Genomic DNA, 24,653 nt, shown 5'->3' on the forward strand with positions numbered 1-24,653 from the left:
AAATGAGAAATTAAAAGGGGAAGACATCGATGTATCATTCAATCAAACGTTTTTTGATTGGGAAACCACTAAAATCCCAAGCAGCTGGAGAGCAAAAACTGACGAAATTAAAAGCCTTGGCTATGCTTTCCTCAGATGCGCTGTCATCTGTCGCATATGGGACAGAACAAATTCTAATCATTTTGGCAACAATCAGTGCTGCCGCATTTTGGTACTCCATTCCGATTGCGGTTGGCGTTCTCATCTTGCTGCTCGCACTGATTCTTTCATACAGGCAAATTATTTACGCTTATCCGCAGGGCGGCGGGGCGTATATCGTTTCTAAAGAAAATCTCGGTGAAAAACCGGGATTGATTGCGGGCGGTTCATTGCTTGTTGATTATATTTTAACAGTAGCGGTAAGTATTTCCGCAGGCACGGACGCCATCACGTCAGCCTTTCCTGCATTGCATGATTATCATGTGCCGATCGCTATTTTTCTCGTGTTAGTGATTATGATTTTGAACCTGCGCGGGCTTTCGGAATCAGCATCCATACTTGCCTACCCGGTTTATCTGTTTGTGGTGGCGCTTTTGGTTCTCATTGCAGTCGGGTTGTTTAAACTCATGACGGGGCAAATTGACCAGCCAGCCCATCATACACCGCTCGGCACACCTATAGCCGGCATTACGCTGTTTTTGCTGCTTAAGGCTTTTTCCTCCGGATGCTCAGCGTTGACCGGGGTTGAGGCCATTTCTAATGCGATTCCTGCATTCAAAAACCCGCCTGCGCGAAACGCGGCGAGAACGCTTGCGATGATGGGGATTTTGCTGGCGATTCTGTTTTCCGGCATCACGGTTCTCGCGTACGGGTATGGTACGGCGCCGAAACCTGATGAAACAGTGGTTTCACAAATTGCGTCCGAAACCTTTGGGCGGAATGTGTTCTACTATGTCATCCAAGGTGTCACATCGCTTATTTTGGTCCTTGCGGCAAATACAGGATTTTCAGCCTTCCCGCAGCTTGCCTTCAACCTGGCGAGAGACCAGTATATGCCGCGAATGTTTACAGTCAGGGGCGACCGCTTAGGCTTCTCAAATGGGATTATCTTTTTAGGCTTTGCCTCCATTGTTCTCATTATCTTATTCGGAGGGCAGACGGAGCACTTAATCCCGTTATATGCTGTGGGCGTATTTATTCCATTTACGCTTTCACAAACCGGCATGTGCATGAAATGGATCAAGCAAAAACCAAAAGGCTGGATCGGAAAAATGCTGATCAACTCCTGCGGCGCTCTGATTTCGTTTATGGTTCTATCCATTCTGTTTGTGACGAAGTTTAATGTCGTATGGCCTGTGTTAATCTTTATGCCTATCGTTGTTTTGCTGTTTTTTGCGATTAAAAATCACTATACAGCAGTTGGCGAACAGCTTCGCATCGTAGACAAAGAGCCGGAAGAAATCAAAGGCACCGTTGTGATTGTGCCTGTGGCCGGTGTCACCACCGTCGTGCAAAAATCGATTCACTATGCGAAATCACTGTCCGATCAAGTGATCGCCGTTCACGTGTCATTTGACAGAGAACAGGAAAAGAAATTCGAAAAACGCTGGGAAGAGCTTAATAACGGAGTGCGTCTCGTTACGCTTCACTCCTCGTACAGAAGCCTTGTCCATCCGTTTGATAAGTTTTTGGAAACAGTTGAGGCAAAAGCGAAGAAGGAGCAGTTTTCCGTTATGGTGCTGTTTCCGCAATTTATAACGAAAAAACGCTGGCACACCATCCTTCACAACCAATCGGCCTTCCTCCTCAGAGTCCGGCTGTTCTGGAAAAAGGACATAATGGTTGCCACACTGCCGTATCATTTTAAAAAGTAAAGCTCTAGGACCAAGGGAATCACCTTGGTCCTTTTTTGCGGGAAAAGGAGGTATGGCGGTGTATACACAAGGTGCTTTTGTGATCGTATTGAACGAAAGTCAGCAAATTCTGCTGAAACGAAAAGATGTCCCTCTATGGGATTTGCCGGGCGGCAGGGTTGATCCCGGGGAATCGGCTGAGGAAGCGGCAGTGCGGGAGGTATTGGAAGAAACGGGATACAATGCAGCGCTTTCTGCGAAAATAGGTGTTTACCAAAGGCCAAAGTTTCAAGATGAACAGCATCTGTTTTTCGGAAGCATAACAGGCGGACAAGCAGTGGCTGACGGCACAGAGACAGCGGGATTAAAGTGGGTTTCCCCGGGGCGTTTGCCGCTTTTTATGGTGCCGAATCGAAAAAGGCAGATCAATGATTTCAAGAACGGCGCTCAAGATGTAAATGTCACCGTCAAGGATAGAGGGTTGCTCGCAGGCGATCGACCTGTTGAAAAGAAGACTTGGCAAGTGATTAAGGTCTCCGGGTTTTAAAGCCTTTCTCCTGTGGTATTGAAAAAAGGAAAAAGGAGGATACGTTATGGCACATAAAACTGCAGGACAAGTAATGACAGAGCTGCTTGAGCAATGGGGAGTTGATCATGTATACGGCATCCCCGGAGACAGTATAAATGAGTTTATTGAAGAATTAAGACACGAAAGAAATCAACTGAAGTTCATTCAAACCCGCCACGAAGAGGTAGCGGCACTGGCAGCCGCAGCTGAAGCAAAACTCACCGGCAAGATCGGAGTCTGTCTGTCAATCGCAGGGCCGGGAGCGGTGCACTTATTAAATGGTTTATATGATGCAAAAGCGGACGGCGCCCCTGTGCTGGCGATTGCAGGACAGGTTTCTTCTGGCGAAGTCGGACGGGACTATTTCCAGGAGATTAAGCTGGAGCAAATGTTTGAGGACGTGGCTGTGTTCAACAGAGAGGTACATAGCGCAGAATCACTTCCGGATCTCTTAAATCAGGCGATCAGGACCGCCTACAGCAAAAAAGGCGTTGCGGTATTGAGCGTGTCAGATGATTTGTTTGCGGAGAAAATCAAACGGGAGCCCGTGTATACTTCACCAGTGTATATTGAAGGGAACCTTGAACCGAAAAAAGAACAGCTCGTCACCTGCGCCCAATATATTAATAACGCTAAGAAGCCGATTATCCTGGCAGGGCAGGGAATGAAAAAGGCGAAACGGGAGCTCTTAGAATTTGCGGACAAAGCCGCCGCTCCGATCGTCGTTACACTCCCGGCAAAGGGTGTCGTTCCCGATAAGCACCCGCATTTTCTCGGCAACCTCGGGCAGATCGGAACAAAGCCGGCTTACGAGGCAATGGAGGAATGTGATTTATTAATCATGCTCGGAACGTCATTCCCGTACCGTGATTATTTACCAGATGACACGCCGGCGATACAGCTCGATTCAGACCCGGCGAAAATCGGAAAACGGTATCCGGTGACAGCGGGCCTTGTCTGCGATTCGGCTCTCGGTCTGCGCGAATTGACAGAGTATATTGAACGCAAGGAAGACAGAAGATTCCTAAATGCCTGCACAGAACATATGCAGCATTGGTGGAACGAAATTGAAAAAGATGAGACAGAGGCCACAACACCGCTTAAACCTCAGCAGGTCGTGGCCCGTCTTCAGGAAGCGGCAGCCGATGATGCGGTGCTCTCTGTCGATGTCGGCACTGTGACAGTCTGGATGGCGCGTCATTTCAAAATGAACGCGAATCAGGATTTCATCGTTTCCAGCTGGCTTGCGACAATGGGCTGCGGCCTGCCGGGAGCGATTGCAGCAAGCTTGTCCGAACCGGAACGCCAGGCGATCGCCGTTTGCGGTGACGGGGGATTTTCCATGGTCATGCAGGACCTCCCGACCGCCGTCAAATATAAGCTCCCGATCACAGTCGTCATTTTAAACAACGAAAATCTCGGCATGATTGAATACGAGCAGCAGGTCAAAGGCAATATCGACTATGTCACAAAACTTCAAAATGTCGACTATGCCGCATTTGCAGAAAGCTGCGGAGCAAAGGGCATCAAAGTGACCAAAGCGGAAGAGCTTGCGCCGGCTTTCCATGAGGCGCTGCAATCTGACCAACCGGTCGTAGTGGATGTCATGATTGGAAACGAACCGCCGCTTCCTGGCAAAATCACCTACGGGCAGGCGAAAGGTTTTAGCAAGTACATGCTGAAAAACTTCTTCGAAAACCAAAAATTTGAAATGCCGTCACTGAAGAAAAGTTTGAAACGGTTATTCTAAAAAAACGTATTTTCAGCTATAACATGTTTGAATTCATAAAATGATCGGTGTATGTATTAGGAACTGATTTCGCCATACTCGAAACAGACAAAAGGACAAATGCATCTTGTTTCAAAGCAAGATGCATTTGTCCTTGTATGTTTATTCTTATCAAATCTTACAGAACTCTTCTCATTACAAGCTTATTTCTCTTTTTTCTTCAGCCCGAAGAAGAAAGGAAAAGCAGAACCGACCAAGAAGGTGCCGAATAAAAACATGCCGCCGATAAACACGTGGAAATTTGTGTGTCCGGCCGTAAACGCCGTGATTAGGGAAATAATACTGAGCACGATCATGGCAATGCCGGGCGCGACTCTCATTTTTCCCTTGGATCTATGGGCAGCAACAGAACATAAAATGCCGATAACAATAGGAACAATCCACAAATAAAACAGAATAAATACTGACATCATCAAAACTCCGATTTTTCTTCTATCATAACAAATTTCTGTCAAAAAGGGTATCAATGAGCTTTTGCGGAAAAATAAAAACCGGCTTTAGAAGCCGGTTTTTTTATCGAAACGTATCTACAATTAAAAACACATTCAAAGCAACGATCAATACAGCAATCAGCCAAGACACCACTGTGACCCATTTGGCGTTGATCAGAGATCCCATGATCCGTTTATTGCTTGTAAACATAATAAGCGGAATGAGGGCAAAGGCGATCCCGAATGACAGCACGACCTGGCTCAGTACGAGAGCGGTCGTCGGATTAACACCTGACGCGATGATCAAGATCGGCGGAATGATCGTGATAAAACGCCGTACATACAGCGGAATGCGGTAGTTGATAAATCCTTGCATAATCACGTCGCCTGAAAGTGTGCCGACAGACGAACTGGATAGACCGGCAACGAGCAGCCCGATCCCGAATAAAGCCGCAGACATAGGGCTGACAAGATGTCCGAATTGCTGAAATGCGACGTCGAGATCCTCAACAAACAGGCCGTTTTTGAAGAATAATGCGGCAGCCACAATCAGCATACTTGCATTAATAGCCCCTGCAATCAGCATCGCTATTAAAATATCAATAAATTCAAACCTAAAGATTTTTTTCCGTTCTGCATCAGTTTTGCCAACCACCCGCCGCTGTGTAAGGGCAGAGTGTAAATAAATGGCGTGCGGCATAACAGTTGCGCCAAGAATACCCGCTGCAAGAAGCACACTGTCGGTGCCATGAAACGCCGGGACAAAAAGGCCCTTCATCACTGACACGGCATCAGGCTTTGCGAAAAAGGTCTGCAGCGCAAAGGCGATCACGACCACAAACAGCATACCGGCAATACCGGCTTCAAGTGAGCGATAACCGCGGCGCTGAAGCTCCAATATCGCGAAAGAACCGATCGCCGCAATAATAGACGCTTCAAGCATCGGAATGCCGAACAGCAAATACAGTCCCAGAGCCGCTCCGATAAATTCCGCCAGGTCAGTTGCGATAATGACAAACTCGCCCTGAATCCATAATCCGATCGAGACAGGCTTCGGGAATTCTTCACGGGCAACCTCAGGCAGATTTTTGCCTGTCGCAATACCGAGTTTGGCGGATAGGGATTGAATTAAAAGGGCCATGATATTAGAAAATAAGATCACCCATAAGAGCATATATCCGTATTTAGAACCCGCCGAAATATTCGTTGCGAAGTTGCCGGGATCAATATAGGCAATGGCTGCTATAAATGCAGGGCCGAGAAAAGGGAGCAGCCCTCTGAATCCTCTGATTTTCCCGTCAAGCGCATCTTGGACGGCTTTGGAACGGGGAGATTGTGCTGTGATGTCCTTGTTCATCATGTCTCACCTGAATTCTGTTTGTTTTTGCCGTACAACAAAGAGTTTCCTTAAGGCAAATTATTTTATCTACATCATATGACCATCCCGGTTTCTTGTCAACCGAAAATGTTCAAAATACACTTCTGAATTTTTCCCTGTTATGTAACATGATATGTAGGGATTCGGGATAAGGTCCCATATAAAAAGACATCGTTTCATTTCGAAACGATGCCTCCTGTATCTAATGAGTCTAGGCTTCCTTCCGCAGCCCGCGGAATATAAGGCCCAGCAAGAACACGAAGATGGCTGCCCCGATGATGGCCGGGAAAATAGCAAAGCCGGCGAGGCTCGGTCCCCATGTGCCAAGAAGTCCGTGCCCAATCCAAGCGCCGATCAGCCCGGCAATCATAGAGCCGAAAATTCCTCCCGGCAGCCGGTTTCCTACAATGGCGCTCCCAATTAATCCGATAACAATAGCAACAACTAATGAAACCAAAAAGCTAAGCATCATGATCACCTCTCATAAATGATTTACCAATCAATAACCGCTCCTGATCATTTCGAAACACCTAAAAGCATATTCCTTTATGATCCTGTTTTAATCTTTCTCTGCACACTGCCGTCAGCTAAATGAACAATGACCTCAGTGCCTTTATGCGCCGCGATTTCCTTTGCCCGTTCAATCGCTTCTTTCTTTGTATCCTTGATTTCAGACACACGTTTGGCGCCCTCGGCTTTGACTGCCCAGCCTTTTTTATGCTTAATAACATGCTCTGCTTTATTCATGAGCTCGGGGCCGCTGCCGCTGCTTGGATCAGCATCGCGTTCTGTCTCATCATCATGCGTCAGGAAATCATCAATTTCATCTGTAGAGGCGTTTTCCGCCCATTCCTTCGCTTTGCTTGTCGCAATTGGAATCGCGCGCCCTTCCTCATAGCCTTCATCAATCATCGCATTCGCAATGTCTATCGCCTTTTTTCTCACCGGCTTCTCAAGATTTTTTAATGAAGCAGGATAATCCTTCATCGACCAAGGCATGTCCATCACTCCTTTTCCTTTTATAAAAATGGTACCCGCAGGTGAAAAATAAAAACGCATCCGAAAAAATGAAGGTATACTATATAGTAGAAAAAACGGAAGGGAAGTGCGGATTGGGTGCCAACAGAACGAAAAGAAGACTTACATCAGCAATTAAAAGAGATAGAGAAATGGGAAAAAGATCAGCAAAAAGTCTGGTTTTGGGAAAAGCTCAGCCGTCTCCCGTTTCAGCTCCTGGACAAGCTGACACCGGAATTCATCCAGAAAAAGATCGGCAAGCTCTTGGATGAGGTCGGCAGCTTTGTTCAAACAGGCGGACAGTACCTGACATCTGAAAAACAGATTATCAGGATATTTCAAAAGAAACTGCCGGAGGAGATCTTTGAATCGCTGGAGGACATCCGGAAAGCGCCTCTTCCTGTCATGGATGAAATTGCGGAAGGAATGGGCAAAAACAGAACCAACGCAGCAACCGTTCAAGGCGCGACAACCGGTGTGGGCGGCGTGTTTACGCTGGCGGCAGACATTCCGGCAGTGCTTGGCTTATCACTAAAAACATTACAGGATATCGCAGTCGCATACGGCTATGACCCAAAGGAGAAAAAAGAACGAGTCTTCATTGTGAAATGCCTGCAGCTGACGTCGGCTGATGTTGTCGGCAAAAGATCGATTTTGCAGGAATTAAAACACTACGATCAAGACCGTACATATAAGAATGTCGCTTCTCAAATCCAAGGCTGGCGAGAAGTCGTTTTAGGCTATCGAGACACGTTTGGCTGGAAAAAACTTTTCCAGATGGTGCCGGTTGCCGGAATGGTTTTTGGCGCCGCTGCCAATCGCTCAACATTAAACGACATTACCGAGACAGGCATGATGCTGTACAAAAAGAGGCGCATTCTTGAACGACTGAAAGAAACAGAACGAGAGATGGAATAGCAGAAAGCAGACGGACACCGCGATCCGCCTGCTTTTTTTAGTGGAAACATACCCAATGTGTTTTGTTTGTTTAAAAGAATTGTGAGCGGGAATACAACAACCAACACCAATTAAAGGAGGAATTCAAAATGGCAGACAATAACAAAATGAGCAGAGAAGAAGCAGGTAGAAAAGGCGGAGAAACAACAAGCAAGAACCATGACAAAGAATTCTATCAAGAGATTGGTCAAAAAGGCGGAGAAGCCACTAGCAAAAACCATGACAAAGAATTCTATCAGGAAATCGGCGAAAAAGGCGGAGAAGCCACTAGCAAGAACCATGACAAAGAGTTCTATCAAGAAATCGGTGAAAAAGGCGGAGAAGCCACTAGCGAAAATCATGACAAAGAATTCTATCAAGAAATCGGCCGAAAAGGCGGAGAGGCAACAAGCAAAAATCATGATAAAGAATTCTACCAAGAAATTGGCTCAAAAGGCGGAAACGCCCGCAACAACGACTAATCAAAAGCATAAAGGCAGACAACCTGTAAATAAAAAAGCGATCCGGCACATCAGCTGGATCGCTTTTTTTTGGAATCTTCTCAATTTATGCCACTATTGCGATACAATAAGTGAAAAAGGGGTTTTCGCTAATGTCCAAGATGCAAAACTTGCTCGCCATCGCAAATGAAGTCAAAGAAAAGCACGCCAATTTTTCAATCTCAGAGGTCAACGACCACTGCGTGCGCCTTGCGGTGTTTACGGGAGAATATGACTGGCACCATCACCCTGACTCAGACGAATTGTTTATTGTTCTTGAAGGGGAGCTGCTGATCGATTTTAAGGACAAAGAAACCGCGGTGCTCAAAGCAAATGACAGCCTGCTGATCCCGAAAGGCACGGTTCACCGCACACGCTCTTATGTCAGAACGGTTAATCTCTGTGTGGAGCATAAACAAGCCGAAACCGTCATCATAGAGGAGCAGCCATGCTAAAAAAGATGATATGTGAAGTAGACGCTGCAAACGCTGAAGCATTTGCAAAAGCGCAGTCACAGTGGGAAGCATTATCGCATATAAGCGGCTTTATCAAACAGGCCGGCGGCTGGCGAAAAACGATAGACGAGCCGCTCACCGCAGAAATCATCAGTGTATGGGAAAACAGAGCAGCCTATGATCATTTTATGGAGAACGAACATGACAGCATATACGAGGAAAACGATCAGAAGGCTGTAATTCTTTCGATAGAGGTGACGGTGTACGAAGAGGATAAACCGTTCGTTCACGATCTGTTACATAACCCTGATATCCGGTACGAACCAGACTGGACGGTTCTGAAGGCATAATCAAAGCCCAAAACATCATGTTTTGGGCTTGTCTCTTTACTCGCGTCCCGGAAGTGTATTATGAACAAAAGGCGGTGCTGGTTTTAACTCCGGTTTTTCTCCAAACGTTTTTGCTTCTTTCACATATTCAAAGGCTTCTCCGTCCGGCGCTTTTTCATTCAGCCAGTTTTGCTCGGCGCTTTCTTCGCCTTCAGAGAAATTGATAAGCTGATGTGAGAACTCTTGTTTTTCGAGCGCTTTCGGGAATGTACCCGGCACAACCGGACCTTCCTGTGCTTCTAATTCTTTAATGGCGGCGAGCCATTGATTTTGGTGCATTGTGTCACGCGCCAGCAGGAAGCTAAGCATATCTTTGACGCCTTTGTCATCCGTCATTTCAAACAGGCGTGCGACCTGCAGACGGCCCTGAGATTCCGCATTCAGGTTGGCGCGGAAGTCTGCCAGCAGGTTTCCGCTTGCTACGATATAACCGCCGCTCCAAGGTACGCCTGTACTGCTTTCCGGCATGGCGCCAAGTCCTGATACAATCGCATGGTGAGGGTTCATGCCGCCTAGGATGGAGCCGATGACCGGATCTTCAGCAGCTTTTTCCTGCTGATCAAGAGGGGCATCCTCAAGAAGTCTGGCAATCATCGTTGCGATCATTTCAACATGCCCGAGCTCCTCAGTTGCCGTATCCATCAGCAAGTCCTTGTATTTTTCATTTCCTCTTGTGTTCCAGCCTTGAAATAAGTACTGCATGGCAACTGAAATTTCTCCGAATTGCCCGCCTAAAATTTCTTGCATTTTTTTAGCGAATAATGGATCTGGACGATCTGGTTTAGCAGGATGCTGCAGCATTTTTGTGTGCTTAAACATGTACCCATCTCCTTTTTCGTTTATCTCTTTTTATATTTCCGATCGATAGAAAGATAAACGAAAAACAGCGTATCGAGATGGGAACTATGAATCTTTTCGCAGCTCCAACAGTTCCCGGATCAGCTCCCGGCCAAAGATGGGCTCATACTGCCGGTAAACAGGATCAAGACGCTTCATCCATTCTTGTTTCTCTTTATCTGACAGCTCATAAATATGTATAGCAGAATTCTTTTTGATTTCTTCCAGCTGCTCCTTGTTCATTTGTTCGGCATACGTTTCATTCCACTCCGTCGTCTCCTTCATCGCTTCAGTCAAAATGCGCCTTGTTTCTGGTGTTTGCGCCTTCCAGAAGTGTTCATCGGTCATGACAGCGTAGCCGAGGTAACCGTGGCTGCTTATTGTCAAATAGTCCTGAACATTATAAAATTTTTTAGAATAGATGTTTGAAATTGTATTTTCTTCGCCATCGACTACATTGTTTTCTAACAGCTGAAAGGTAGAATTGAAGGATTCCTGATGAGGTGTTGCGCCAAGCAGCTTGAACTGATCCTCAATCACATCGCTTTGCATAATGCGCAGATCCTGCCCTTTTAAATCATCCGGTGTTTTGACCGGCCCTTGATTTGTTGTGATTTGCTTAAAGCCGTTCGTCCAATAGGCCAGTCCTTTTAATTGGTTTTTCTTTAGAGAATCAAACAGCTGTGTGCCGATGCTTCCGTTCAGCCCTTTTTTGACGGCGTTGTAATCTGTAAAAGCATACGGCAGATCCAGCACTCCCCATTCAGGCGAGAGCATGCCGAGCTTCGATGTGGAGGGGGCGATAAATTGAACATCGCCGTTTTGCAATGCTTCAATTTCTTCAATGTCCGAGTACAGGCTTCCATTCGGAAATACTTCTATTTTTATTTTCCCGCCTGATTTTTCGTTCACCAGATCAGCGAATTTATTGGCGGCCAGCCCTTTTGGCGTATTTTCAGCAACCACGTGGCTGAATTTAAACACGATTTGATCCTGCAGGCCTTCCTGGTCGTCATCATAAACAATCTTTTTATTGCCGGTATGATCATGGAATCCGATAAATAAAGCGGTTGCAATTCCAGCGATCATCAGTGCGAGACATGCAAGCAAACTCTTCATGAAAAGCCCTCCCCTATGTTAAGGATAATGGGGGCAATGACATTCGTAAAGACCTGAAAGGAGAAGCTGATGAACAAAAAGAAGCTCTCAATCCGTTGGAAAATCACGATCTTATCCTATATACTCGTCATTTTCTCCTTTTTGATCGGCGGCATTGTGCTCATCGGCAACATTCAGCATACAGAGGAGCGGGAGCTGAAAAAGCGGCTGATGAATACGGCCCGGACGGTGTCAGAGATGACAGAAGTGAAAGAAGCCTTGGCGCGAAAAAAACAAACAGAAGCTGTTCGCCATGCGGTTGAAGAAATCAGGATGATTAATGAAGCAGACTATATTGTCGTCATGGATATGAATCACATCCGATATACGCATCCTGTCAGCACAAGCATCGGCAAGAAATCAGAAGGTGCAGACGAGGAGGCAGCGTTTGCGGAGCACATTTATTTCTCTGAAGCAAAGGGCGAGCTCGGCACGGCGGTTCGCGCTTTTTATCCGGTTAAGGATCAAGACCTGAACCAAATAGGCGTGGTGCTTGTCGGAAAAACGCTGCCAGGGATCGCTGACATCCTGCTTCATTTAAAGCGTGATATCGCCTTCATCGTTGTGCTGACACTCGGCTTTGGCCTTGCTGGTTCCTTTTTGCTGGCCCGCCATATCAAAAAACAAATGTTTCAGCTTGAACCCCATGAGATTGTCCGAATGTATGAAGAACGGACAGCGACGTTTCACTCGATGAATGAAGGGGTGATCGCTATTGACAATCGGCTCGTCATTACGATTTTTAATGAAAAAGCGAAACAGATCTTTGAAGTGCAGGGGGATCTGATCGGCAAGGTGATTTGGGAGGTTCTCAAGGATTCGCGCCTGCCTGAAATCGTGGAGCGGAACAAAGCGGTTTATAATGAAGAAATTCGTGTCAGCGGAAAAGTCATCATGAGCAGCAGAATTCCGATCGTCATGAAGAAAAAAGTGATCGGCGCCGTTGCGATTTTTCAGGACAGAACGGAAGCGGCCAAGATGGCAGAGGAATTGACTGGTGTCAGAAACTTTGTGGAGGCGCTCCGTGTCCAAAACCATGAGCATATGAATAAGCTGCACACGATCGCCGGTCTCATCCAGCTGGGGAAATCTGAAAAAGCCTTGCAGCTTGCATTCCAGGCGTCAACTGAGCAGGAAAATGTGACTGAATTTCTGCACCGCTCGATTCAAAATGACGCTGCGGCAGGCCTTCTATTAAGTAAAATCAGAAGGGGAAGAGAGCTCGGCATTGCTGTTCATATAGATGAAAACAGCAGTCTTCAGCAATTTCCCGAGCATGTTGATCAGCATGATATTGTCGTGCTTTTGGGGAATCTGATTGAAAATGCCTTCGGCTCATTTGAAACCGTTCAATCTGAAGACAAACGAATTGACATTAGTATCGAACAAACAGATGATATCCTTGCTATTTTAATAGAAGATAACGGCTGCGGAATTGACCCGGCACATATGCCTCGCCTTTACGACAAAGGTTTTACGGTCAATAAAACTGGCGGCACAGGCTATGGCCTGTATTTAGTGAAACAAATCATAGACAAAGGATCGGGCGCGATAGAAGTTGATTCACATGCGGGGCAGGGGACATCTTTTTCTATCGTTTTTCCAATGAAGGGGGAGGAAGCACAGCATGGCTCGTAAAGAATGGAAGGTTCTGCTCATTGAAGACGATCCGATGGTTCAAGAGGTCAATAAGGATTTCATTACAACTGTTAAAGGCGTTACTGTCTGTGCAACGGCAGGAAACGGAGAGGAAGGCATGAAGCTGATTAAAGAAGAACAGCCGGATCTCGTCATTCTCGATGTGTACATGCCGAAAAAAGACGGCATCAAGACCTTGCAGGAGATCAGAAAGCAAAAGCTTGAAGTGGATGTCATTGTCGTCTCCGCTGCAAAAGACAAGGAAACGATCTCACTCATGCTGCAAAACGGGGCGGTTGACTATATCTTAAAGCCGTTTAAGCTTGAGCGAATGAGACAGGCACTCGAAAAGTACAAGCAATATAAACAAAAAATCGAAGCGAATGATACGCTGTCCCAGGAACAGCTCGATGCGATCCTGAATATTCCGCAGCAGGCTGTACAGGATCTGCCGAAAGGGTTGAATCATTTCACGATGAATGAAGTCACTGCTTTTTTGAAACAGCAAACCGCATCCCTTTCTGCTGAAGAGGTCGCCAAGGCGCTTGGCATCGCCAGAGTGACAGCCAGACGATATCTTGATTACTTAGAAAAAACCGGGATCATCAAATTGGACGTTCAATACGGCGGAGTCGGCCGGCCGGTCAACCGCTACGTGTTAAAAGGATAAACCTGAGACCAAAAAGACCAAAATGTCCGTTATGATCATAAACTTCCCCAGACATTATGAAAACGCTATCATTATAGTAAGAAAGACACAAAAGGCGAATAGGACAGGGGGATGAAGGATATGAAACTGTTTAAAAATTTAACAGTTCAGGTCATAACCGCGGTCATCATCGGGGTCATTGTCGGGCTGGTCTGGCCGGATGTCGGCAAAGAAATGAAACCGCTTGGCGATACATTTATCAACGCTGTTAAAATGGTGATTGCACCAATTATTTTCTTCACAATCGTTCTCGGGATTGCAAAAATGGGCGATATGAAGAAGGTTGGAAAAGTAGGGGGAAAAGCGTTTATCTATTTCGAGGTTGTCACCACCCTCGCACTCATTATCGGTTTATTTGTCGTCAATATTATGAAGCCGGGTGCGGGTCTTGATTACAGCAAGCTTGAAAAGGGTGATGTATCACAATACACGCAAAATGGTGGTCAGGGAATCGACTGGATTGAATTTGTTACACACATTGTTCCATCCAACATGGTTGATGCCTTCGCAAAAGGGGACATTTTGCAGGTCTTATTCTTTTCTATTCTTTTCGGAGTGGGTCTTGCGGCATTAGGCGAAAAAGGAAAAAGCGTCATTGATTTCTTCGACAAGGTTTCTCACGTTTTTTTCAAAATTATCGGCTACATTATGCGTGCCGCGCCAATCGGCGCATTCGGGGCGATGGCGTATACAATCGGACACTTCGGGCTCGATTCCATCAAACCGCTGGCAAGCTTAATGATGTCTGTTTATATTACGATGTTCCTGTTCGTATTTGTTGCTTTAAATATCATCTGCAAGCTTTACGGATTCAGCCTGTGGAATTACCTTCGCTTCATTAAGGATGAGCTTTTGATCGTGCTTGGCACAAGCTCTTCCGAATCGGTGCTTCCGCGTATGATGGATAAAATGGAGCGCTACGGCTGTTCCAAATCCGTTGTCGGGCTTGTTATTCCGACGGGCTATTCGTTTAACCTCGACGGCACATCCATTTATTTATCAATGGCGACTGTCTTTCTGGCACAGGTGTTTGGAGTAGACCTCAGCATAGGCCAGCAAATTACGATTATCCTCGTTCTGATGCTGACATCGAAGGGAGCGGCAGGTGTGACGGGAAGCGGATTTATCGTCCTTGCCTCAACGCTGTCAGCGCTGCAGGTCATTCCGCTGGAGGGGCTTGCACTCCTGCTCGGGGTCGACCGTTTCATGAGTGAAGGAAGAGCCATTGTGAACCTGATCGGAAACGGAATCGCCACGATCATTGTTGCAAAAAGCGAAAATGAATTTGATGAAGCAAAAAGCGTAGAGGCTGTTGAAGGCATGAAAAAAATGAAAACAGCAGTCTGAAAAAAAAACGGCCCATCCATGGGGCCGTTTTTTTAATTGTTTAAGAATTATTAAGGTAAGGACAGAGACCTCAGCATTTTTTTGTTATATAATTTACAAATGGATACTATATTGAATGAAGGACGTTTGTCCTAACAGGAGTGTATAAATGGCCGCTTTAGTTAAATTTTTTCAGCACCCGGGAGTAAGGCGTTTCTCCATCTTTGTCGTGTTAACTGGTGTGTTATATCTATTTAAGAGCATGATCAACTTAATATTGCTTACCTTCATTTTCACATTTCTAATGGATCGTTTGGAGCTTGTCGTGCGGCAGTTTGTAAGCCAGTTCTTCCGCGTGAGCCAGCGGGTTGTCATTACGTTTCTTTACATGTTGCTGGCTGTGCTGCTTACAGTCGGGGGCTTTGTGTTTTATCCGGTCGTCGCGGCACAGATCCAGCAGCTGGTAAAGCAGATTAAACATATTGCGTATCATCCTGACAGCATCCCTTTCTTTGATGAGATCACCAGTGTCTTCGGAGATATTAACATCAGTTCATATGTCAAAGAGGGCTTCAATGTAGTGTATACGTATCTGGCCGATATCAGCACATTCGGCTTGCAGGTCGTGATGGCGCTCATTCTCAGCATGTTTTTCTTATTTGAGAAAAAACGGCTTTCTGAATTCATGGCGAAATTTAAAACGAGCAAACTGAGGGTCTTTTATGAGGAGATTGCTTTTTTCGGAAGCAAATTTGCAAGAACGTTCGGCAAGGTGCTCGAGGCTCAATTTATCATTGCGCTCGTCAACTGTATTCTGACGTTTATCGCGCTTTGGATTATGCATTTTCCGCAGCTGTTTGGGCTTTCGATTATGGTGTTCTTCCTTGGATTGATCCCTGTAGCAGGCGTCGTCATTTCCCTGATTCCGCTCAGCATTATCGCCTACAGCACTGGCGGTGGAATGTATGTGCTCTACATTGTCCTTGTCATATTCGCCATTCATGCGATCGAAACCTATTTCTTAAATCCGAAGCTGATGTCGGCGAAAACAGAGCTGCCAATTTTTTTCACCTTCACAGTACTCATTTTCTCTGAACACTTCTTCGGCATTTGGGGTTTAATTATCGGGATTCCGATCTTTGTGTTTCTCCTTGATATTCTGGATGTCACTAACAAGGAAGATAGGTCTAAAGGACCCCGAGAGAATAGCGATAAAATGTAGTTTAAAATCGAATAATGAGTGTGCCTCGATCTGCCGGCCTGCCTGTTCAAGGCATGGAATTAAGACTCGGAATCGGAGCTTGGCATTGCTTCGCACAGTGGTGAACACAACAGGTGACAATGCCTGTCATCATTACAGAAACTGAAAAGAACAAACAGTCGGAGCAAACGCTCATCATCGGTTTAACCAAACATTTGGAAGCAACAAATGCTATAATACAAACAGTGCCTAATGTTGGGCACTGTTTATTTTTTGTCGAAAAAGGAGGAAGGCTTTATGGCTGAGCCGATTTTACATATTGAAGGCCTCGATAAAAAGATTGGGTCTAAACAGATTTTAAAACAGATCAGCATGGACGTCATGGAGGGTGAAATCATCGGCCTTCTCGGTCCAAATGGTTCCGGAAAAACAACACTCATCCGTATCATCGTCGGGCTGCTGAAACAAAACAGCGGAAGCGTGACAATCAGCGGATTCCAGCATGATACAGAGTTTGAAAAAGCGATGGAAGCGGTTGGAGCGATTGTTGAGAACCCTGAGTTCTATCCGTACCTGACAGGCTGGGAAAACCTCAAGCACTTTGCGAATATGCACAAAAAAATAGTGGATGAACGGCTTGATGAAGTGGTGGAACGTGTCGGGCTGAAGTCAGCGATTCATGATAAGGTGAAAACCTATTCCCTTGGGATGCGCCAGCGTCTGGGAATCGCCCAGGCAATTCTTCACCGGCCGAAGCTTCTCATTCTAGATGAACCAACAAACGGCCTCGATCCTGCGGGGATGAAGGATTTTCGCGATCATATTAAAGAGCTCGCAGAAATGGAAGGAACAGCTGTCCTGTTCGCCACTCATTTATTGCGCGAGGTTGAAGACTTGTGCGACCGTGTCATCATCATTCAAAAAGGTGAGATCAAAGCGGAAGTCAGCTTACAAGGAACTGATCAAACCACAGAAAAAGCGATTATAGAAGTGCAGCCGCAAGAAAAAGCGCTCAATTGGCTGACAGGCAATCAATATCAAGCTGAGAGCCAAGACGGGACAATTGTAGTTGAGGTGGCAAAAGAAAACATACCGGAGCTGAACCGATCACTTGTCGGACAAGATCTGAATGTGTTTTCCATTACGCCTTACACGCAGTCACTGGAAGACGAATTTATAAAAGCGACAACAGCTCATCAAGAGGAGGGAGAAGAGCTTGTCTAAATTAATTTGGAATGAACATATGAAACTTTTTAATCGGAAGGTCACTTTGGTTTCTCTTATCCTGATGGCTGTCTTTCAATTCTTCATGGCATTGATCATTAAACGGATTGTCATCAGTGCCGGAACAGATGAAAACTTCATCGGCTATTTATCGTATACACCGAGCCTGAACATTTTGCTGCAGGCTTTAACGATCGTAATTGCAGCAACAATTGTTTCGATGGAATTTGATAAAAAGACGATCAAATTTTTGCTCATTCGTCCGGTTAAACGCCAAAAGGTCTTTTGGTCAAAATTAATCACAGTCGTGATGGTAAGCTTCTATTTGTATCTGGCATACTACATTCTGGCATTATTATTCGGTCTCGTGTTTTTTGGCACATCGGTGACTGCGGAATCAAAGACATTGCTGGTCAACACCTTGGCGCTGATCGGGTCAAACTGGCTTGAAGCCGTAATGATGGGATTATTCGGGCTGCTTTGTTCTTCGCTGTTCCGCAACAGCGCGGTAGCAGTTGTTGTTTCTTTTGTCGTTTTATACGGAGCGAGTACACTTGTGCAGCTCATGAAGTTGTTTGAAAACAAGTGGGGCAGCTTTTTGCTTTTTGCGAACACTGACTTTACGCAATACAGAAGCGGAGAGACAGCGTTGTTTTCAGGCATGACGCCATTGTTTTCAATTGGAATTCTCATCATACATGCCATATTCTTCATCGTTGTTGGCTGGTGGTGCTTCTGTAAACGGGATGTTCGGGTCTAAAGGCAAGGAATGACATTTTTGTGAAAAAGCTCACGTAAATCAATATCATTTGATATTTTGGTTTATACTAAAGGTACTGACGGAGGTGTCTCGATTGAGGAACTTTATTACCGCTTTACCGATCGTATTGCTGCTTGGATTCTCATTTGTGTCATTCATGTTTCAGTTTGAACATCTTGTTTATTTCAGGCTCGCGCTTGGGTTGTTTTCTCTCGTGGGACTGTACATGATATATAAAATGAAGACGGGCATCCGCTATTTTATCATCTATCTGTATGCCAGCTGGATTGTGCTGGCCGCAGTGACCGCTTTTGAAGAGCCGATTTTCTCAAGCTTTTTCTTTGGCGGCCTGGTGATGACGATGGGTTACCTAACATATATGCTGATTTATCTCGGCATGAAACAAGACCGGGATGCAAATCCTGTGTAATCACGCTGTTCCCTTGGGGAACGGCGTGTTTTTCTATACTGGACAAAAAAATTAACAGTTGCGGAAAAATGGCAGGAAATCTATAATACATATTAAATTTATCGGAATTAAAACTTGGGGGGCTGCCGGATGTCATTATTTATACAAAACGATCAACAGCGGCAATGGATGGAGAAAATCGGACGGATTGCGGATGAATTTCAGCAAACAGCTGCTGAAGATGACGAACAGGGACGTTTTCCTGCAGAGAAAATACAAAAACTGCGTGATGCTGGGTATACAGCATTAACATTGCCGGCATCTCATGGCGGAGGGGGCATTTCTGTTTACGATATGCTCCTGTTTCAAGAACGGCTTGCACGGGGAGATGCTCCGACGGCTCTTAGCATCGGCTGGCATTTGAGCGTGATCGGGGAGCTTGGAGAAGGCAACAGCTGGGATGAAGACGTATTTGCATTTGTTGCCAAGGAAGTCCAAAACGGAGCTGTCATTAACAGGGCGGCGACTGAAGCGAAAACCGGAAGCCCGACAAGAGGAGGGCGTCCCGGTACACACGCCGTCAAAAAGGATGGCAAATGGGCAGTGAACGGGAGAAAAACCTTTACGACGATGTCACAAGCTCTGGATTATTTTTTAGTAACCGCATGGATTGAGGACAAACAAACAACAGGCGTGTTTCTCATTCATAAAGATGATCCCGGCTTGTCGATTGAAGAAACGTGGGATATGATGGCGATGCGGGCGACTGGGAGCCATGACCTTGTACTGAACGAAGTCATGCTTGATGAGAATAAGCTGGTGGAACTGCTTCAAGGGCCTCGCGGAGCTAAGCCGAATGGCTGGCTGCTTCACATTCCTGCGATTTATCTTGGTGTGGCTCAAGCTGCTCGTGACTATGCAGTGCAATTTGCATCTGAGTATTCTCCAAACAGCTTGAATGGACCGATCAAGAATGTCCCGGCCGTACAGCAAAGAACAGGCGAAATGGAGCTTGAACTGCTCAATGCCAGACACTTTCTTTTCCATATCGCTCAATTGTATGACGATCCGGTGCGGCGTCCACACTTGACCAGCGAGCTCGGTGCGGCGAAACATATCGTCACAAACGCTGCGCTGTCTGTTGTTGATAAAGCGATGAGAATTGTCGGGGCCAAAAGCCTGGAACGAACCAACCCGCTTCAGCGCTATTACCGTGATGTGCGCGCCGGTCTTCACAACCCGCCGATGGATGACGCCGTGATACACAAGCTGGCAGCTGAAGCGTTTGAGTCATAAAAAAAGAGCCTAGCCGGCTCTTTTTATGTATTGTTTTGCTCTTGCAGATTTTTTTGATGCTTGCGGTCAATTCTGTCATAAATAACGTTCATCAGCTTTGGATTGCCCATAATCGCCTCTTTGTTTTCCTGGATCAGCTGTTGGTAAGTTTTCACTTTACGCTTCGGCATGCTCCGGCGCCCTCCTGACATGTTTGTATTCACTTTCTAACTCCGTCAGCGACAATTCATACAGATGACGCTTTGACTTTTTGTATATACCATTCTGTATTAACAGATGAATGAGCTGTTTTTTTCTGATTTCTGCAGACTGAGGTGTCATTGTGTCACCAACCTCCAATCAAACGATATTGATAATCATTATCAATTAAATTCAGTATACAATGTCCGCAATCGCCTGTAAAGGTGAAAACAGTCCTATTCTTTCGCCAATTTACAAACATTCAACAAATCGACAAAAAGTTTCCCGGGCAATAATTTGCTGTCGAAATATTCCGCTTCATTGAACGCACCCTGCTATTTTTCATGTTTTGAACCATACTATGTAATAGAATGGAGGCTGGTATTCAATGGAGCGGACAGAAAATCTGAAAAAGGGAGAAAAAGGGGCGCTCCTCAATATTTTTGCATATGTCATTCTTGCTGTTGTAAAGCTAGTCATCGGGATTCTATATCATTCTGAAGCGCTGAGAGCAGACGGGTTAAATAATGGAACAGATATTGTTGCGTCAGTAGCAGTGCTGATAGGATTGCGGATTTCTCAAAGACCGGCTGACAGCGATCATCCATACGGCCATTATCGGGCTGAAACAATTTCGTCTCTTGTTGCGTCTTTTATTATGATGGCAGTCGGCATTGAAGTGTTAATCGGCGGAGGAAAAGCGATTGCGGGCGGCACAACGGAAACGCCAAATCTTATCGCGGCATGGACGGCGTTAGGCAGTGCTGTGTTTATGTATGGCATCTATTTATATAACAAAAGGCTGGCAGCATCCATTAAAAGCTCTGCCCTGATGGCAGCGGCAAAGGACAGCAGGTCAGACGCTTTTGTAAGCGCCGGCGCGTTTATCGGTGTTTTTTCGTCCCAGCTGAAGCTGCCGTGGATTGATCCGGTAACGGCTTTTATCATCGGCATCATCATTTGCAAAACAGCGTGGGATATCTTTAAAGACGCTTCACATTCCTTAACAGACGGCTTCCATTTAAAAGATCTTGAGCCTTACAAACAGACCGTCGGCAGGATCGAAAATGTGCATCGCCTAAAGGATGTGAAAGCGAGGTATTTAGGCAGTACAGTTCATATCGAGATGGTCATTACGGTTGATCCGAAGCTTACAGTAGAAGAAGGCCATGGAGTGGCGGATGAAGTAGAAGACAAAATAAAACATGAACACGATGTCACTCATGTTCATGTTCATGTAGAGCCTGACGACATAAAATAAGGCTGTTTAACGAATTAGCTTATATGTTCAGATAAAAATTCAGTCACTTCTTCAGGCGTTTTGGCATTGGCGCTGTGAAGGTGAGCTGTTTTTTCACCGTTCTTGAAAATAAGCAGGCTGGGAATGCCCATTACTTGGTATTTTTCAGCCAGGTCAGGAAGCTCGTCCTTATTCAGCTCATACCAATCGTTTTGATTGTATTCTTCCAAAATATCGCCGATGAACATATTCATGCGTGTGCAGTCTGGGCACCAATCAGCATAAAACTTTACAATGATTTCTTTATCGGATTGAATCAGTTCATTAAATTGTTCGTTTGTTGTGATTTTTTTCATATGTCACATCTCCTTTTCAATGCCATTTTAATATAAAATAAAAAGGAATTACATACAAATGCATTCAACATCAGCATGCCCAAAAATAATTAGATCATTTTCCGGTGAAAATGATAAGATAGTAAAGATGAATTGTAGTGGGGGGAGTATCCATTGAAAACAAGTCTAGGATTAGTGTACGGAGGAAAGTCGGCAGAACATAATGTTTCCCTGCAGACGGCTCTGGCTGTAATCAAAGCGCTAAATACTGAGAAGTTTGATATACATCCGATTTATATAACAGAAAAAGGCGAATGGGTAAGAGGCGCTCGTTTAACTGAGCCTGTTTCAAATGTGAAAATGCTTCAATTTGAGCAAGGAGGCAGTGCTTTTTCTCCAGCTGCCCTGAACCAGGAGATGTTTCCGCAGGAAGCGTCACAGCAAAATGAAGCAATCGACGTCGTATTCCCGCTCCTCCACGGACCGAACGGAGAAGACGGTACGATCCAGGGAATGCTTGAGCTGTTGAACATTCCTTATGTCGGCAACGGAGTGCTTGCTTCCTCAGCCGGCATGGATAAAGTTGTCATGAAACATTTATTTGCTCAGGCCGGCCTTGCTCAGGCTAAATACGCAGCTTTCCTTAAGAAAGACTGGACTCGTTCTCCGAAAGAAAGCTGTGAGCAGGTTGAACAGGAATTAGGCTACCCTTGCTTCGTAAAACCGGCGAACCTCGGCTCAAGTGTCGGAATCAGCAAATGCCGAAACCGTGAAGAACTGCAAAAAGCGTTTGAGCTTGCTTTCCAATATGACCGCAAAGTCGTCGTCGAAGAAGGCATTAACGGCCGCGAGATCGAAATCGGCGTTCTTGGAAATGACGATCCTAAATGCTCTGTTGTGGGGGAAATCGCACCGAAGACGGATTTCTACGATTACAAAGCGAAATATGAGGATGGAGATACTGATCTGATGATTCCGGCGATTGTGACTGATGAGGAATACGCAACAATCAGTGATATGGCGATCAAAGCATTTAAAGCGATCGACGGTTCAGGACTCGTCAGAGCGGACTTTTTCCTGACAGCTGACGGCGAAGTTCTGATCAATGAAGTCAACACAATGCCTGGCTTTACACCTTTCAGCATGTTCCCGCTGCTCTGGAAAGAAGCCGGAGTTGAATATGCTGACCTGATTGAACAGCTTGTGGAGCTTGCAAAAGAACGCCACGCTGAAAAACAATTGATTAAGCATACATTCTAATGAAGAAGGACACTGCCGGTAAAAGGGCAGTGTTTTTTCCCGTATATACAAAAGAAAGAGAGGGACCTTACTTGATTAAGCGAACAGTAAAAAACATTGCCGAAATGGTTAATGGCACACTAACAAATCCGCAATATGAACAAACAGTCATTCATGGAGTGGCAACCGATACAAGAAAACTGGAACAACATCAGCTCTTCATTCCGCTGAAAGGGGAACGTTTTGACGGCCACACTTTTGTGGAGCAGGCTTTTGAAGCTGGTGTAGCGGCTGTTCTTTGGGATCGGTCAGAACCAAATCCGCCCGAGAATCACGCCGTCATTTTAGTGGACGATACCCTTACTGCACTTCAGCAGCTTGCAAAAGCCTATTTGCAGGAGCTTGGCACGCGTGTCATCGGAGTAACCGGAAGCAATGGCAAAACGACAACAAAAGATATGATTCACGCCGTATTGGGGACCCAGTACCGTGTCCACAAAACTGGAGGAAACTTCAATAATCATATCGGTTTGCCGCTGACGGTTTTAGCGATGCCTGAAAATACGGAGATCGCCGTATTGGAGATGGGAATGAGCGCCAAAGGAGAAATTGACCTCTTGAGCCGACTGGCAAACCCGGATGCGGCAGTGATTACGAATATCGGCGAATCGCATATGCAAGACCTTGGCTCTAGAGAGGGCATCGCGGAGGCGAAGCTTGAAATCATTAACGGGCTTAAAGAAGACGGAGTGCTGATTTATATCGGGGACGAACCGCTTCTTCAAAATGCATACAGCTGCCAGACGAAAACGTACGGTACGGGAGCGCATAATGATTATCAGCTTCAGGATGTCAGCCAGAGTGAGGAAGGAACCCATTTTACAATCAAAGGGATAAAAAACACGTTTTTTATTCCGATACTCGGCAAGCACAATGTGATGAACGCCATGGCAGCGATTGCTGCAGGGGCTTATTTTGGCATCGCGCCTGAGGATGCGGCAAAAGGACTGAGCGGCCTAAAGGTAACCGGGATGAGACTTGAACTCATCAAAACAGACAGCGGCCTTTCGATAATCAATGACGCTTATAATGCGAGCCCGACTTCCATGAAAGCTGCAATTCAATTGACAGAAAGCCTCGAAGGCTACGGCAAAAAAATGCTCGTGCTCGGTGATATGCTTGAGCTCGGCGATCTTGAAGAAACGTTCCATAAAGAGTGCGGCGCTGTGATCAGCCCTGATAAAATTGACCGCGTCTTTACGTACGGAAAACTGGGAGCTTTTATCGCAGAAGGCGCCCTGAAACACTTTGAGAAAGACCGCGTCAGCCATTACACTGAGAAAAAAGATCTCCTCCAAGCTGTGAAGGAAAACGCATCAAAAGGCGATTTGATTTTATTCAAAGCGTCCAGAGGTATGAAGCTTGAAGAAATCGTTAAAGATTTAATAGAGAGCCCGCTTTCATAAGAAAATATTTTGCGAAAAAACGTATATTGCATCATAAAATAACATGATATGCAAACACTAATGTATGCCGGCCGAAAATTATGTATATCTGGCCGGCTGCGGCTATGATACAATATATATAGGTTATTTCGCGATACGAACATATTCGTCCGGACTTTTCATCGTGACCCGAAGTTCTCCGCTGGATTCTTGGGAGCGGATGGAGCAGCAGCCGGCATATTCGAGATGCCGATCTGCTTCTCATCTTATTGAAAAACAAATAGTGTAATGGTAAGATAAAACTTAAAGTAATTCGGGCTTTGTATACGGATGGATCCTGTCCTTCTTGTCTAAAGGGCAG

At 45.6% G+C, this 24,653-nt stretch carries 27 protein-coding genes and 1 pseudogene; 18 read left to right on the forward strand and 10 right to left on the reverse strand.

Features of this window, described 5'->3' with window-relative positions; genetic code table 11:
- Positions 1–29: 29 nt before the first annotated feature.
- The 3 genes and pseudogenes from kimA to NST79_RS02530 all read left to right on the forward strand — a co-directional run bounded on the left by kimA (position 30) and on the right by NST79_RS02530 (position 4,150).
- Positions 30–1,853: an APC family permease gene (gene kimA / locus NST79_RS02520; protein ID WP_212060402.1), complete on the forward strand. Its 1,824-nt coding sequence runs from the start codon at positions 30–32 to the stop codon at positions 1,851–1,853.
- Positions 1,854–1,911: 58 nt separating this feature from the next.
- Positions 1,912–2,359 (forward strand): annotated as a pseudogene (mutT, locus tag NST79_RS02525) (8-oxo-dGTP diphosphatase MutT).
- A gap of 66 nt (positions 2,360–2,425) precedes the next feature.
- The gene (locus NST79_RS02530; protein WP_015252787.1) at positions 2,426–4,150 is read left to right on the forward strand and encodes a pyruvate oxidase; all 1,725 of its coding nucleotides are present in this window, start codon (positions 2,426–2,428) and stop codon (positions 4,148–4,150) included.
- Between the two features lie 16 nt (positions 4,151–4,166).
- Here the strand turns inward: NST79_RS02530 and NST79_RS02535 are convergent, their stop codons facing one another.
- From NST79_RS02535 to NST79_RS02555, 5 genes are all read right to left on the reverse strand, one after another.
- The gene (locus NST79_RS02535; protein ID WP_134155746.1) at positions 4,167–4,304 is read right to left on the reverse strand and encodes a hypothetical protein; all 138 of its coding nucleotides are present in this window, start codon (positions 4,302–4,304) and stop codon (positions 4,167–4,169) included.
- A 28-nt stretch (positions 4,305–4,332) separates the two neighbouring features.
- Positions 4,333–4,599 (reverse strand): hypothetical protein, encoded by a 267-nt coding sequence (locus tag NST79_RS02540; RefSeq protein WP_021481716.1) that lies wholly within the window; start codon positions 4,597–4,599, stop codon positions 4,333–4,335.
- A gap of 103 nt (positions 4,600–4,702) precedes the next feature.
- Positions 4,703–5,980, reverse strand: coding sequence for an Nramp family divalent metal transporter (locus tag NST79_RS02545; protein WP_212060404.1), 1,278 nt, complete (start codon positions 5,978–5,980; stop codon positions 4,703–4,705).
- 229 nt (positions 5,981–6,209) lie between these two features.
- Positions 6,210–6,467, reverse strand: coding sequence for a GlsB/YeaQ/YmgE family stress response membrane protein (locus NST79_RS02550; protein WP_003246519.1), 258 nt, complete (start codon positions 6,465–6,467; stop codon positions 6,210–6,212).
- 77 nt (positions 6,468–6,544) lie between these two features.
- Complete coding sequence (locus NST79_RS02555) at positions 6,545–6,997, reverse strand: DUF2188 domain-containing protein (RefSeq protein WP_003246574.1); 453 nt, start codon at positions 6,995–6,997, stop codon at positions 6,545–6,547.
- 117 nt (positions 6,998–7,114) lie between these two features.
- On the opposite strand from NST79_RS02555, the gene NST79_RS02560 reads away from it, so the two are divergent.
- The 4 genes from NST79_RS02560 to NST79_RS02575 all read left to right on the forward strand — a co-directional run bounded on the left by NST79_RS02560 (position 7,115) and on the right by NST79_RS02575 (position 9,256).
- The gene (locus NST79_RS02560; protein WP_003234359.1) at positions 7,115–7,933 is read left to right on the forward strand and encodes an EcsC family protein; all 819 of its coding nucleotides are present in this window, start codon (positions 7,115–7,117) and stop codon (positions 7,931–7,933) included.
- A gap of 128 nt (positions 7,934–8,061) precedes the next feature.
- Complete coding sequence (gene gsiB / locus NST79_RS02565) at positions 8,062–8,433, forward strand: glucose starvation-inducible protein GsiB (RefSeq protein ID WP_003246542.1); 372 nt, start codon at positions 8,062–8,064, stop codon at positions 8,431–8,433.
- Between the two features lie 131 nt (positions 8,434–8,564).
- On the forward strand, positions 8,565–8,906 hold the full coding sequence (locus tag NST79_RS02570; protein WP_003246564.1) for a cupin domain-containing protein: 342 nt from the start codon (positions 8,565–8,567) through the stop codon (positions 8,904–8,906).
- Entirely contained in the window at positions 8,900–9,256 is a 357-nt protein-coding gene (locus tag NST79_RS02575; protein ID WP_212060413.1) for a YdbC family protein, read from the forward strand. Before NST79_RS02570 ends, NST79_RS02575 begins: the two co-directional genes overlap by 7 nt.
- Before the next feature lie 36 nt (positions 9,257–9,292).
- Here the strand turns inward: NST79_RS02575 and NST79_RS02580 are convergent, their stop codons facing one another.
- On the reverse strand, positions 9,293–10,114 hold the full coding sequence (locus NST79_RS02580; protein ID WP_015715268.1) for a manganese catalase family protein: 822 nt from the start codon (positions 10,112–10,114) through the stop codon (positions 9,293–9,295).
- Between the two features lie 84 nt (positions 10,115–10,198).
- Positions 10,199–11,251 (reverse strand): C4-dicarboxylate TRAP transporter substrate-binding protein DctB, encoded by a 1,053-nt coding sequence (gene dctB, locus NST79_RS02585; RefSeq protein ID WP_003234350.1) that lies wholly within the window; start codon positions 11,249–11,251, stop codon positions 10,199–10,201.
- A gap of 69 nt (positions 11,252–11,320) precedes the next feature.
- On the opposite strand from dctB, the gene dctS reads away from it, so the two are divergent.
- The 8 genes from dctS (at position 11,321) to NST79_RS02625 (ending at position 19,853) form a co-directional block, all read left to right on the forward strand.
- On the forward strand, positions 11,321–12,928 hold the full coding sequence (gene dctS, locus NST79_RS02590; RefSeq protein WP_212060414.1) for a sensor histidine kinase: 1,608 nt from the start codon (positions 11,321–11,323) through the stop codon (positions 12,926–12,928).
- Positions 12,918–13,598, forward strand: coding sequence for a two-component system response regulator DctR (dctR, locus tag NST79_RS02595; protein WP_003234347.1), 681 nt, complete (start codon positions 12,918–12,920; stop codon positions 13,596–13,598). The genes dctS and dctR overlap by 11 nt, the downstream gene beginning before the upstream one ends.
- Positions 13,599–13,718: 120 nt before the next feature.
- Complete coding sequence (dctP, locus tag NST79_RS02600) at positions 13,719–14,984, forward strand: C4-dicarboxylate transporter DctP (RefSeq protein WP_014475862.1); 1,266 nt, start codon at positions 13,719–13,721, stop codon at positions 14,982–14,984.
- A 148-nt stretch (positions 14,985–15,132) separates the two neighbouring features.
- On the forward strand, positions 15,133–16,185 hold the full coding sequence (locus NST79_RS02605) for an AI-2E family transporter (RefSeq protein ID WP_015252777.1): 1,053 nt from the start codon (positions 15,133–15,135) through the stop codon (positions 16,183–16,185).
- A gap of 276 nt (positions 16,186–16,461) precedes the next feature.
- Entirely contained in the window at positions 16,462–17,388 is a 927-nt protein-coding gene (locus NST79_RS02610) for an ABC transporter ATP-binding protein (protein ID WP_212060416.1), read from the forward strand.
- Positions 17,381–18,148 (forward strand): ABC transporter permease, encoded by a 768-nt coding sequence (locus NST79_RS02615; protein ID WP_015715273.1) that lies wholly within the window; start codon positions 17,381–17,383, stop codon positions 18,146–18,148. The genes NST79_RS02610 and NST79_RS02615 overlap by 8 nt, the downstream gene beginning before the upstream one ends.
- A gap of 94 nt (positions 18,149–18,242) precedes the next feature.
- Positions 18,243–18,578: a hypothetical protein gene (locus tag NST79_RS02620; protein WP_003225151.1), complete on the forward strand. Its 336-nt coding sequence runs from the start codon at positions 18,243–18,245 to the stop codon at positions 18,576–18,578.
- 129 nt (positions 18,579–18,707) lie between these two features.
- Positions 18,708–19,853 (forward strand): acyl-CoA dehydrogenase family protein, encoded by a 1,146-nt coding sequence (locus NST79_RS02625; RefSeq protein ID WP_003234334.1) that lies wholly within the window; start codon positions 18,708–18,710, stop codon positions 19,851–19,853.
- A gap of 23 nt (positions 19,854–19,876) precedes the next feature.
- On the opposite strand, the gene fbpB is transcribed toward NST79_RS02625, so the two are convergent.
- Complete coding sequence (gene fbpB, locus NST79_RS02630; RefSeq protein WP_010886410.1) at positions 19,877–20,056, reverse strand: Fur-regulated basic protein FbpB; 180 nt, start codon at positions 20,054–20,056, stop codon at positions 19,877–19,879.
- A complete protein-coding gene (locus tag NST79_RS02635) occupies positions 20,010–20,174 on the reverse strand; it encodes a Fur-regulated basic protein FbpA (protein WP_003225157.1) in 165 nt (54 codons plus the stop codon). The genes fbpB and NST79_RS02635 overlap by 47 nt, the downstream gene beginning before the upstream one ends.
- 247 nt (positions 20,175–20,421) lie before the next feature.
- Between NST79_RS02635 and NST79_RS02640 the strand changes: the two genes are divergently transcribed.
- Complete coding sequence (locus tag NST79_RS02640; protein WP_014475869.1) at positions 20,422–21,294, forward strand: cation diffusion facilitator family transporter; 873 nt, start codon at positions 20,422–20,424, stop codon at positions 21,292–21,294.
- A gap of 14 nt (positions 21,295–21,308) precedes the next feature.
- Here the strand turns inward: NST79_RS02640 and NST79_RS02645 are convergent, their stop codons facing one another.
- The gene (locus NST79_RS02645) at positions 21,309–21,629 is read right to left on the reverse strand and encodes a thioredoxin family protein (RefSeq protein WP_003234326.1); all 321 of its coding nucleotides are present in this window, start codon (positions 21,627–21,629) and stop codon (positions 21,309–21,311) included.
- A 153-nt stretch (positions 21,630–21,782) separates the two neighbouring features.
- Here NST79_RS02645 and NST79_RS02650 point away from each other — a divergent pair, with 153 nt between their 5' ends.
- The gene (locus NST79_RS02650) at positions 21,783–22,868 is read left to right on the forward strand and encodes a D-alanine--D-alanine ligase (protein WP_014475870.1); all 1,086 of its coding nucleotides are present in this window, start codon (positions 21,783–21,785) and stop codon (positions 22,866–22,868) included.
- Between the two features lie 71 nt (positions 22,869–22,939).
- Entirely contained in the window at positions 22,940–24,313 is a 1,374-nt protein-coding gene (gene murF / locus NST79_RS02655; protein ID WP_212060418.1) for a UDP-N-acetylmuramoyl-tripeptide--D-alanyl-D-alanine ligase, read from the forward strand.
- Positions 24,314–24,653: the final 340 nt, after the last annotated feature.

This window comes from Bacillus sp. PS196, from assembly GCF_037963555.1.
Classification (GTDB): Bacteria; Bacillota; Bacilli; order Bacillales; family Bacillaceae; genus Bacillus; species Bacillus subtilis.